This window comes from Aquabacterium sp., assembly GCF_036279675.1.
Lineage (GTDB): Bacteria > Pseudomonadota > Gammaproteobacteria > Burkholderiales > Burkholderiaceae_C > Aquabacterium.
Window position 1 is genome coordinate 23,701 of record NZ_DASUIS010000072.1, and the last position, 11,567, is coordinate 35,267.

The 11,567-nt window shown below is 65.3% G+C and carries 9 protein-coding genes; 5 read left to right on the plus strand and 4 right to left on the minus strand.

Annotated features, from left to right (window positions below; all coding sequences use genetic code 11):
* Positions 1-156 precede the first annotated feature (156 nt).
* The gene (locus tag VFW93_RS08735) at positions 157-1,140 is read left to right on the plus strand and encodes an AraC family transcriptional regulator (RefSeq protein ID WP_329693610.1); all 984 of its coding nucleotides are present in this window, start codon (positions 157-159) and stop codon (positions 1,138-1,140) included.
* A gap of 50 nt (positions 1,141-1,190) precedes the next feature.
* Here the strand turns inward: VFW93_RS08735 and VFW93_RS08740 are convergent, their stop codons facing one another.
* From VFW93_RS08740 to VFW93_RS08750, 3 genes are all read right to left on the minus strand, one after another.
* Entirely contained in the window at positions 1,191-1,814 is a 624-nt protein-coding gene (locus VFW93_RS08740) for a PEP-CTERM sorting domain-containing protein (RefSeq protein ID WP_329693611.1), read from the minus strand.
* 152 nt (positions 1,815-1,966) lie between these two features.
* Positions 1,967-3,559 carry a DEAD/DEAH box helicase gene (locus VFW93_RS08745; RefSeq protein WP_329693612.1) on the minus strand — a complete coding sequence of 531 codons (1,593 nt, stop codon included), beginning with the start codon at positions 3,557-3,559 and terminating at the stop codon, positions 1,967-1,969.
* A gap of 69 nt (positions 3,560-3,628) precedes the next feature.
* Positions 3,629-4,747, minus strand: coding sequence for an aminoglycoside phosphotransferase family protein (locus tag VFW93_RS08750; RefSeq protein ID WP_329693613.1), 1,119 nt, complete (start codon positions 4,745-4,747; stop codon positions 3,629-3,631).
* Between the two features lie 174 nt (positions 4,748-4,921).
* On the opposite strand from VFW93_RS08750, the gene VFW93_RS08755 reads away from it, so the two are divergent.
* From VFW93_RS08755 to rsmA, 3 genes are read left to right on the plus strand one after another with little or no spacing between them, the layout of a single operon-like run.
* Complete coding sequence (locus VFW93_RS08755) at positions 4,922-7,480, plus strand: LPS-assembly protein LptD (protein WP_329693614.1); 2,559 nt, start codon at positions 4,922-4,924, stop codon at positions 7,478-7,480.
* Positions 7,473-8,903 (plus strand): peptidylprolyl isomerase, encoded by a 1,431-nt coding sequence (locus VFW93_RS08760; RefSeq protein WP_329693615.1) that lies wholly within the window; start codon positions 7,473-7,475, stop codon positions 8,901-8,903. The genes VFW93_RS08755 and VFW93_RS08760 overlap by 8 nt, the downstream gene beginning before the upstream one ends.
* Positions 8,893-9,732, plus strand: a complete 840-nt coding sequence (rsmA, locus tag VFW93_RS08765) for a 16S rRNA (adenine(1518)-N(6)/adenine(1519)-N(6))-dimethyltransferase RsmA (protein WP_329693616.1) — start codon at positions 8,893-8,895, stop codon at positions 9,730-9,732. The genes VFW93_RS08760 and rsmA overlap by 11 nt, the downstream gene beginning before the upstream one ends.
* Positions 9,733-9,738: 6 nt before the next feature.
* Here the strand turns inward: rsmA and VFW93_RS08770 are convergent, their stop codons facing one another.
* The gene (locus VFW93_RS08770; RefSeq protein ID WP_329693617.1) at positions 9,739-10,164 is read right to left on the minus strand and encodes a PEP-CTERM sorting domain-containing protein; all 426 of its coding nucleotides are present in this window, start codon (positions 10,162-10,164) and stop codon (positions 9,739-9,741) included.
* Positions 10,165-10,301: 137 nt separating this feature from the next.
* Here VFW93_RS08770 and VFW93_RS08775 point away from each other — a divergent pair, with 137 nt between their 5' ends.
* A complete protein-coding gene (locus VFW93_RS08775; RefSeq protein WP_329693618.1) occupies positions 10,302-11,525 on the plus strand; it encodes a multifunctional CCA addition/repair protein in 1,224 nt (407 codons plus the stop codon).
* Positions 11,526-11,567: the final 42 nt, after the last annotated feature.

Sequence of the window (11,567 nt, forward strand, 5' to 3'; positions counted from 1 at the left end):
AAGAGGCAAAAGTCCGCTCAGCCATCGCGATACGCCGACATCAAATCAGGAGAAACCCGAGGTTCATCAAAGTTCGCACAATCTCGGCGTTTGACACCAGAACCCCGGTTTTACGGCATGCGTTCTTTCTGTCATTTCGTGGCATCCTGAGCCAATATGGATAGCCTCAGCCTGATTTTGGACGACATGCACTTTGATGGTGTGGTGTTCGCGTCCACGCACAATGCCACGCCCTGGGCGTGGCATCTGGCGACGCCAGGTCTGGCGGCCTTCCACATGGTCACCAATGGCCAGGCCTGGCTGATCCGCGAAGGCGAAGAGCCCTTGCTGCTTCAGACCGGCGACCTGATCGTGCTGCCTGCAGGCTGCATGCACCGCATCCAGGACAAGCCTCAAACCATGGCCGTGGCCCAGGATCTGGTGCCCTTCATGGCGAAATCCGAACTGGAGCCTCAGCGACACGGCGGCCAGGGCGAACCCAAATGCGACCTGATCAGTGGCCACGCACGTTTCGATGTGGACATGGCCGCCCCCCTGATCGCCGCGCTGCCCAGCACCCTGCACGTGCGCGGCCTGGGCGAAGCGCCTCCGGTGTGGCTGGCCATCGGCCTGCAATTCCTGGCGCACGAGGTGTCCTCACCCCGCCCGGCCCAGCAGGCCATCATCAACCGCCTGGGTGACATCCTCTTCATGGAATGCATCCGCGACTATGTTGAAGCGGTACCCGAGGGCTCGGGCAACTGGCTGGCGGCGCTCAAGGACCGTGCGCTGTCGAACGCACTGGCCAACATGCACCGCGACCCACGTCGCAACTGGACGGTACCCGAACTGGCGCAACAGGCCTGCCTGTCGCGCTCGGCCTTCGCAGACCGCTTCACCCAGACCCTGGGTGAACCACCGCTGACTTACCTGACGCGCCATCGCATGCGTCTGGCTGCGCGCCAGCTGGCCAACTCCGGGCTGTCGATCAGCAAGATCGCCGATCAGGTGGGTTACGCCTCCGAGGCGGCCTTCAGCCAGGCCTTCAAGCGCGAGTACGGGGCCTCGCCCTCGGCGTGGCGCCAACAACGCCTGAGCACCCTGGCCACGCAGCATGCCCAGGGCGACAGTGATCCCCCCAATGAAAAAGCCGCAGCCTGAAGCTGCGGCTCCTGGTGCTGGTCGCTGAAGCGCTACCAGCCGATGGCCAATCAGGCGGCCTTGCGGCGACGCAGCGCCACGCCCAGCACAGCCAGGCCACCAGCCAACATGGCGTAGGCTTCAGGTTCTGGCACAGCACCGGTGAAGCTCAGGTCATCGGCGGCGTAGTAAGGCGTACCCAATTGGGCCGTCAGGCGCACGCTGGCAATGCTTGCAGCGCTCACAGACAGTTGCTGCCAGACCGAAGACGAGGTGATCGACGACGTGGCGACCGAGGCGCCGCTGGCGTCATAAGCCGTCAGGGACACGGCCCCACCAAATTGATTGGCCACCCAGATGGACACATTGCTTTGCAGGCTGCTGAAAGCGATGTCTTCAACGCCACTGATGCCGTTCACGCTGGTGTTGAAAGCCAGGAAGTCCGTGCCGCTGTGGGCATTGAAGCCAAAGTTGCCACTCTGGTTCAGGATGGAGCCGCCGGTGCCACCCACGCCACTGAAGGTCACGCCAAGGCCTGCATAGGCATTGCTCAGGGGGGTCGTCGACACAAAGCAGCAGGGCGCACCCGTGCCTTCAAAATCGATGGTGGTGGTGGCTGCATAGCTGGCAGCCGGCAGTGCCGCGGCAAAGGCAGCCACAGCGGCAATGGAACGCAAAGTCTTGAATGGACGCATGGAAACTCCCGATGAATGAAGAAAGGGCGACCCAAGGCCATGCCCGTCAGATGTCGGTCGGAAAGTAGCACGCCACCTCGCAAAGAGGTAGTGCCATATGTCAATTCTAGGGGGGCGCAGACACCCCGCGAACAGGGGGTGCCGGCAGGCGTTCAGCGGCGCGTGGTCCCGCTACCACCCAACAAGGCGGCCACCTTGCGCTTGGGTTTGATGAAACGCGACAGGCCCGTGCCACCACTGGTAGGCGCCGCAGCCGCCGTCTTGTCTTCCCAGACAGGATCGGCTGAGGGATCGGGCTCGTACGGCTTGTCGAAGAACGGGTCCGAAGGCTGGCGGCGCGGTGCGGGACGCATGGCGCGGGGTGCCTCGCGAGGCTCGCGCGCAGACGATGCGCCCGCAGCAGATGCACCCTCGGTGCGCTCGGCACCTTCCGTCCGCTCACGGCGATAGCCGCCACGTTCGCCACGATCGCCACGATCGCCGCGGTCACCGCGACGGTCGTTTTCCAGTTCGAAGGGCTCGACGTCGATCTTCTTCTTGATCAGCTTTTCGATGTCGGCCATCAGGCGGGCGTCAGAGCCCGTCACCAGCGACACGGCCAGACCACTGGCGCCGGCACGACCGGTACGGCCAATGCGGTGCACATAGTCTTCGGCATTGAAGGGGATGTCGAAGTTGAACACGGCCGGCAAGGCTGCGATGTCGATGCCGCGGGCCGCCACATCGGTGGCCACCAGCAGGTCCATCTCGCCGGCCTTGAAGGCGGCCAGGGCCTTGAGGCGCTCGTCTTGCGACTTGTCGCCGTGCAGGGCGGTGGTGCGCAAGCCGTCGCGTTCGAAAGCACGGGCCAGGCGGGCCGCGCCCAGCTTGGAGTTCACGAAAACGATGCTTTGCGTGATACCGCGGTCGCGCAGGATCTGGCGAATGGCGTAACGCTTGTTGTCGTCATCGACCTTGTAGAAGCGCTGCTCCACATTGGTGGCCGTGGCGTTCGGGCGGGCCACTTCGACCAGCACGGGATCCTGCAGATAGCTTTGCGCCAGCTTCTTGATCTCGGGCGAGAAAGTCGCCGAGAACAGCAAGGTCTGGCGCGCCTTGGGCAGGTAGCTCAGGATGCGTTGCAGATCCGGCAGGAAGCCGATGTCCAGCATGCGGTCGGCTTCGTCGAGCACCACGTACTCGACCTGCGACAGGTTGCAGTTCTTGGCCTCGATGTGGTCCAGCAGGCGACCGGGGGTGGCAATCAGCACCTCGACACCGGCCTTGAGCTCGGCCGTCTGGGGCTTCATGTCCATGCCGCCGAAGACAACCGCCACGCGCAGGCCGGTCTTGGAGGCGTATTTCTTGATGTTGACGGCAACCTGGTCGGCCAGTTCGCGCGTCGGCGCCAGCACGACAGCGCGCACCGGGTGGCGAGCCGGCGACATGCTCATGTTCTCGTGCTTCATCATCTTCTGAAGCAGCGGGATGGAGAACGCAGCCGTCTTGCCGGTACCGGTCTGGGCAGCGCCCATCACGTCACGGCCAGCCAGGACCACGGGAATGGCCTTGGCCTGGATCGGCGACATCGTGGGGTACTCGATCGCCTTGAGCAGCTTGGGGTCCAGCGGCAGGGTGTCAAACCGGGCTGGTGCTGCGGGGGCTTCGGGCGTGGCCTCAACGGGGTTGACAGGCGCCACTGACGTAACGGGCTGGGCGGCGACCGCACCTTCTGGGAGGATCGCTGGAGAGGTATTCGAATTCATCGGTTGCGCATTATCCGCCTGTTGCTGCATTTTTGCGCAATTTAATTCGCCGCAAATGAGGGGCCATTTTCAGAAGGTATAGCCGACCTGGGTCTGGGTGCCACCGTGAGCCGCCTCGGCCTGCTCCAGCAGGTGTGCCAGCGGGCCCAGGCCCTGGTAGCGCGAGGCCACGCGGTGGGCGTAGGTCCAGACGCGGGGAATATCGTCCAGATACTGCTTCTTGCCGTCGCGCAGGGCCAGGCGGGCGAAGATGCCCAGCACTTTCAGGTGGCGCTGCAGCCCCATCCACTCGACATCGCGCCAGAACTCGCCGAAATCCGACGACAGTGGCACGCCAGCCTTGCGGGCCTTTTCCCAGTAACGCACGGCGTAATCCAGCTGGATGTCCTCGTCCCAGATCACATAGGCGTCACGCAGCAGGGACACCAGATCGTAGGTGGCCGGGCCCCAGACCGCATCCTGGAAGTCGATCACGCCGGGGCGGGCCTTGGGATCGGCCGGATCGGCCATGAGGTTGCGCGAGTGGTAATCGCGGTGCACCAGCACGGTGGGCTGACTCAGGACCTGAGCCTTGATCAGGGCGAAAACCTGCGTCAGCTGGGTTTGCTGTTGCGGCGTCAGAACCTGGCCACGCAGCTTGTTGACATACCACTCGGGGAACAGATCCAGCTCGCGCTGCAGCAGGGCATCGTCATAAGGGGGCAGCGCCTGGGCGCCCTCGCCCTGGGCCACGCCCTGCAGGCGCACCAGCTCATCAATGGCGGCCAGGTAGCGGGCCCGGTTGGCCGAAGCCGGCGCGTGCTCGTAATCCGTGGCCTCCAGCGTGGACAGGAATGTGTGCTCGCCCAGGTCACTCAGGAGCATGAAGCCCCGTGGCTCATCCCAGGCCAGGATGTGGGGCACATTGACACCGCCGGCATCCAGCAGGCGGTCCACGGCCACGAAGGGGCGGCAGTCCTCCTTGTCGGGCGGCGCGTCCATGATGATGAAACTGCCTTTGGCACCACCTTGTACGGCATCCACCCGGAAGTAGCGGCGGAAGCTGGCGTCGGCGCTGGCCGAGCGCACCGTTTCGGGCTGGAGGCCATGTGCGGGGGCCACGGCTGCCAGCCAGGCCGCAAACGCCTGCTGTCGGGCCGGATCAGCCCAGTGGATTTCGTGGGAGGCGGTGTTCGACACGTTGGTCATGAGTGGGGCAATCCAGAAAAATACCGGCCCGCCAGCACTGGTCCGAACCAGGGCAGCCGGCAACAGGCGGGCAACATGAAATAATGCGTCGATTCTAGGCAAGGCCGGCTCACTGTGATTGAAGGCCCATGCCGCAGCCCCACACTGCGACACCGACGCGCAACTCCAGTGACCGTGACCACCCGACAGGCCCGCCTCAGCTCCTTGAAGCCCCACAACCCAGCCCGCTCGCTCCGGCGTCTGCGCTGGACACCCGTTGCCGTGGCGGCAGGCCTGCTGGTGGCGCAGATCGCCTGGCCGGATACCGCACAGGCCGATGCCGCCCCGCCGGTTGCGGCTGCACCCGCAGCCAGTGCCCCCGCATCAGCCTCGCCACTGCGCCTGAGCTTCAGTCTGCCGGCGCCGCAAGGCCAGGAGCACAACGGCAAGCTGCCCTTGTACTTCGAGGCTGACAACCTCGAAGGCGAAGCTGATTCACGCACCCGCGCCACGGGTTCAGTCCGCCTGCGCCAGGGTGGCCTGACCGTGCGCGCCGACGAGCTGACCCACACCCAGGCCGACAACACCGCGCGGGCACTGGGCCACGTGGTGATCACGCGCAACAGCAACATCTTCAGCGGCCCCGAGCTGATGCTCAAGCTCGACACACTGGAAGGCGAGTTCATCCGCCCGCACTTCTGGTTTGCGCGCACCAAGGCCGGTGGCCAGGCCGATCTGGTCGAGTTCCTGGGCTCCAATCGCCTGCGCGCCCGCAAGACCACTTACAGCAGTTGCACGCCCGATGACCTGCCCGACGGCACGCCAGGCGAGCCCGATTGGTCGCTCAAGACACGCAGCATCTACCTGGATTTCGATGCCAACGAAGGCACGGCCGACAACGCCGTGATCTGGTTCAAGGGCGTGCCCATCCTGGCCGCCCCGACGCTGACCTTCCCGCTCAACGACGCGCGCAAGTCCGGCTGGCTGCCACCCAGCTTCGACTTCGACAGCAAGAGCGGCTTCGAACTCTCGGCGCCCTATTACTGGAACATCGCGCCGGACCGGGACATGACCCTGGCCCCCACCTTGTCGGTTCGCCGCGGTGCCGGGCTGGATGCCGAATACCGCTATCTGGCCCCGCGCGACGAAGGCTCGGTACACGTGGTGGCCCTGCCCGATGACCGGGTAGCCATGCGCTCGCGCGGCCTGCTGGACTTTGCCCACAAGGGCAACCTCAATGACGGCAATGTGCTGTCGCAGACCAATTACGAACTGCGCTGGCTGCGCGTCTCGGACGACGATTACTGGAAGGACTTCCCGCACGGCCTGCCCTCCCTCACTCCTCGCCTGTACGACAGCCACGCCAACATCGAGCGGCAGCTGAACTCGCGCAACTGGGGGCTGGGCGACAGCCAGACCACCCTGTACGGTGGCGTGCAGACCTGGCAGACCCTGCGCGACCGCGATCCCCTGGCCGATCCGACGCTCAGCAACATCGACACCCCTTACCGCCGCGAGCCCCAACTGGGCATCCGCAGCCGCAGCGGCAATGACACCGGCCTGATCTGGTCCCTGCAAGGCGAGTTCAACCGGTTCACCAACGCCGACACCAACAAGGTGCGCGGCAACCGGCTGCACACCGTGGGCCAGCTCGGCCAGACCTTCAGCCTGGGTGGCCTGAGCCTGACGCCCCGCCTGAGCCTCAATGGCACCAGCTATGACATGGACCAGGCCATGAGCAACGGCAGCCGCAGCGCCACCCGTGTCCTGCCCACGTTCAGCCTGGACTCCGGCCTGGTGATGGAGCGCCCGCTGCACGTGTTCAGCCGCGACCTGACCCAGACGCTGGAGCCCCGCATCCAGTACGTGCGCACCCCGTACAAGGATCAGGGTTTCCTGCCCTTGTTCGACAGCGCCCCGCGCGACTTCAACCAGTACGCCATCTACAGCGAGAACGCCTACACCGGTGTCGACCGCATCTCGGACGCCAACCAGGTGACCGTGGGCGTGACCTCGCGCCTGTTGGACAACACCACGGGCGCCGAAGCGGCCCGCATCGGTCTGGTGCAAAAGCTCCTGCTGGCCGACCAGCGCATCAACCCGGACGGCCCGGACCCGATCACGCAACGCCTGTCCGACCTGCTGCTGCTGGGCTCCACCTCGGTGATCCCCAAGTGGACGCTGGACGGCTCGGCGCAGTTCAACGCCCAGAACCACGCCATGTCGCGTGGCCTGATGGGTGTGCGCTACTCGCCCGGGCCCTGGCGCACCATTGGTGCGGCGTACCGCTACACGCGCGAGGCCAGCGAACAGCTGGATCTGGGCTGGCAATGGCCGCTGGCGGGGCCCGTGCGCTCGGCCACGGCGCAGGTCCGCGACGAGGCCCTCAGTGACCCGCTCAACCTCACCGGGCGTCGCCCCAACAACGGCGCATCCTGCGGCGGCACCTGGTACAGCGTGGGCCGCATGAGCTACAGCCTGCGCGACAGCCGCCTGACCGACTCTCTCATTGGCTTCGAATACGACGCTGGCTGCTGGATCGGCCGCGTGGTGGCCGAGCGGGTGTCCGTGGGTCGCGCCCAGGCATCCACCCGCCTGATGTTCCAGCTGGAGCTCGCTGGCCTGTCGCGCATCAGCCTGGGCTCCAACCCCTTGCGCACCTTGAGGGACAATATCCCCGGCTATCGACTGCTGCACGATGACAGCACCGCGACGGCCTCAACCGGCAATACGCCCTTCACGACAGATGACTGATCACACCCCTTCGTCCCGCAGCGCAGCACGCGCCACCCGCCCAGTGCGCACCAAGGCATTGAGCGCGCTGGTGCACGGCATTTGCCTGAGCCTGCTGGTCGGCACGGTCGCACCTGCCTGGGCCCAGTTCAAGGCCTCGCCCGCCGTTTCACCGCGCATCCCGGGCAACCGCAGCCTGAGCACCGAACTCAAGATCGAAGGCATGCAGGCCACCACGGATTACATCCTGGCCGTGGTCAACCAGGAGCCCATCACCCACACCGATGTGGACAAACGCGTGGCCCGCATCACCGACACGGCACCCGCCGGCTCGAGACTGCCCCCGCCCGAGGAGCTTCGCCAGCAGGTGCTGGACGCCCTTATCGACGAGAAGGTCCAGATCTCCCACGCCAAGACCATCGGCATGGACATCTCCGATCAGGAGCTCGACGCATCAATCGAGAACATCGCCGCACAAAACCAGATGACGCTGGAAGACCTGCGCAACCGCATGCAGTCCGATGGCCTGGACTTCCAGCGCTACCGCAACAGCCTGCGCGAACAGATGTTGTTGCAGCGCCTGCGCGACCGTGAAGTCAACAGCCGCATCCAGATCACGGAAGACGAACTCACCACCTTCATGAAGGAAGATCCGGCTGCGCAGGCCGAGGTGGCCCTCAACGTGGCCCACATCCTGATTGCCGTCCCCGAGAAGGCCACGCAGGTTCAGGTCGCCGCGCTGCTGTCCAAGGCCCAGGCCATTCAGGAGCGTGCAGCCCAGGGCGCCAACTTCGCGCAGCTGGCCAAGGACAACTCGGCCGACACCAAGACCAAGGATCAGGGCGGTGCCCTGGGCCTGCGCCCTGCCAGCCGGTTGCCGGAGCTGTTCGTGGCGACGACCACCAAGCTCAAGGTTGGTCAGGTGGCCCCCGTGGTGCGCTCCAACGCGGGCTTTCACATCATCAAGCTGATCGAACGCGAGAACAGCGCTCAGGCCACCTACACGCAACAGCGCGCCCGCCACATCCTGCTGCGCACCAGCCCGCAGCAACCAGCCCGTGAACAGATCGACCGGATGAACGACATCCGCAAGCAGATCGTGGGCGGCCAGACCAGCTTTGCCCAGATGGCGCGCCAGTACTCCGAAGATGGCAGCGGCGCTCGCGGCGGTGATCTGGGTTGGGCTGCGCCCGGCCAGTTCGTGCCCGAATTCGAAAAGGCGCTCACGGCCCTGCAACCCGGCCAGATCTCCGAGCCCGTGGTCAGCCGTTATGGCGTGCACCTGATCCAGCTGATCGAGCGCCGTGAAGTGCAACTGACCGAGCAACAGCAACGCGAAGCCGCTCGCTCCGTGCTGCGCGAACGCCGCTTCGAGCCCACGTATGAAGAATGGGCCCGCGAGTTGCGCGCAGCCGCCTGGATCGAGATGCGTGATGCGCCCTGATCGCCCGTCTTCCAAGCCCGCCCATCGTCCGGGTGGCAAGCGCCCGGTACAAGGCGGCGGCGGTCACATCGCCCGCAAGCGCTTTGGCCAGAACTTCCTGGTGGACCTGGGCGTCATCGACGAAATCGTGCGCGCCATTTCGCCCAAACCTGGCCAGGCCCTGATCGAGATCGGCCCCGGCCTGGGCGCACTGACCAACCCCGTGGTCGAGCGCTGCGAACAGCTTACCGTGATCGAGCTGGACCGCGACCTGGCCGCCCGTTTGCGCAAGCGCCCCGAGCTGACCGTGATCGAATCCGACGTCCTCAAGGTGGACTTCGGCCAGATTGCACAGGAGCGCGGACAGAAGCTGCGCGTGATCGGCAACCTGCCCTACAACATCTCCAGCCCCATCCTCTTTCACCTGCTGCCCTGGGCCTCGCACGTGGAAGATCAGCACTTCATGCTGCAAAAGGAAGTGGTGGACCGCATGGTGGCCTCGCCAGGCAGCAAGGATTTCGGCCGCCTGAGCGTGATGCTCCAGTGGCGTTACGACATGGAATGCGTCGTGGACGTGCCACCGGAATCGTTCGACCCGCCCCCGAAGGTGGACTCGGCCGTGGTGCGCATGGTGCCCCTGGCCGATCCGCCCAAGGTGGACCCGGACGTGCTCGAGAGCATGGTGGCGCTGGCCTTCTCGCAGCGACGCAAGATCCTGCGCAACACGCTGGGAGCCTGGATCGACGAACACGGCCTGCAGACCGATTTCGATCTGCAACGCCGCGCCGAAGAAGTGCCCGTCAGCGAGTTCGTTGCACTGGCAGCCCTGAAGTCCGCCAGCGGCAACTGAGCCCCATCAGCGCATGCGACGGCGGGCCACGCCTGCCACGATGCCTGCACCGGCCAGCGCCAGTGCCAGCGATTCAGGCTCCGGCACCGTGGTGACGCTGTAGCTGCCTACGAAACTGCCACCGTACGACTTGCCGAACACCGCAATGGTGTGGAAGCCGGCCAGCACAGGCGCGGAGAACTCGTAGTAGTCGTTGTAACCAGGCAGGAGATCCGGCACGCTGTTGCCATCAACCAGCACCTGGAAGATGTCGTAGCCGGCCTTGCCGGTGAACGAGGACATCACGGAACCGGTCAACAGACCTGCATCGGATGCAAAGCCCGTCAGATAGGTGGACGACGAGCTGACGAAGCTGCCATCCACATCCTCGGCCTGGGCACCCGTCGCGGCCACCGCCAGAACCAGGCCCATCAACATTGCTGTACGTTTCATGACACTCTCCAAAAAGGACTACGCGAAATGTCATGCAGATTACATACCAGCGTTTACCCTGAGTTTTTGCACCACAGCGGCGCCCTGAGCCGGCCTGGCGTGACAAAACGCACCACAAAGCTCACTAAACTCACAGCATGAAAACCTACCTTGTTGGCGGTGCGGTGCGCGACAGGCTGTTGGGCCGCCCTTGCGGTGACCGCGATTGGGTGGTTGTGGGCGCCACGCCCCATGCCATGAGCGCCCAAGGCTTCATGCCGGTCGGCAAGGACTTTCCGGTTTTCCTGCATCCGGACACCAAAGAGGAATACGCCCTGGCGCGCACGGAGCGCAAGAGTGGCCACGGCTACCACGGCTTCCACATCCATGCCGCGCCGGATGTCACGCTCGAAGAGGACCTGGCCCGGCGCGATCTCACGATCAATGCCATGGCCCAGGACGAAGCCGGGCTGGTCATCGACCCCTATGGCGGCCAGGCCGATCTGCAGGCGCGTGTGCTGCGCCATGTCTCGCCGGCGTTCGCGGAAGACCCGGTGCGCGTCCTGCGGCTGGCCCGGTTCGCCGCCCGCTTTCACGACTTCACTGTGGCCGACGAGACCCTGAACCTGATGCGCCAGATGGTGCAAAACGGCGAAGTGGATCACCTGGTGCCCGAACGCGTGTGGCAGGAGCTGGCGCGCGGCATGATGGAAGACAAGCCCTCGCGGATGTTCGAGATCCTGCGCGACTGCGGCGCGCTGGCCCGCCTGCTGCCTGAAGTGGACCGCCTGTGGGGTGTGGCGCAACGCGCCGACTACCACCCCGAGATCGACACCGGCGTGCACCTGATGATGGTGATGGACATGAGTGCGCGCCTGAAGGCCTCTCTGGCCGTGCGCTACGCCTGTCTCGGCCACGACCTGGGCAAAGGCACCACACCACCGGACATCCTGCCGCGCCATCTGGGGCATGAGGGCCGCAGCGCCCAGTTGCTCAAGCAGGTCAACGAACGCCTGCGCGTGCCGGTGGAATGCCGGGAACTGGCCGATGTGGTGGCGCGCGAGCATGGCAATGTGCACCGCAGCGCCGAGCTCAACGCGGCGGCCGTGCTGCGCCTGCTGGAGCGCTGTGACGCCATTCGCAAGCCCCAACGCTTCCGCGAGATCCTGCTGGCCTGTGAATGCGACGCCCGCGGCCGGCTCGGCAAGGACGAGGAACCCTACCCCCAGGCTGCGCGCCTCCACCATGCGCTGGACCTGGCCCTCGCCGTCAAAACCGCCGAGGTTTCTGCTGCAGCGCAGCAACTCGGCATGAAGGGTGAAGCCATCGGCAAAGCCATCGCCCAAGCCCGTTGTGAGGCATTGGTTTGTGGGGGTTTCTGACGCGATCGCTTCCTTGCTGTCGTGAGATGTTCAGTCGGCCAT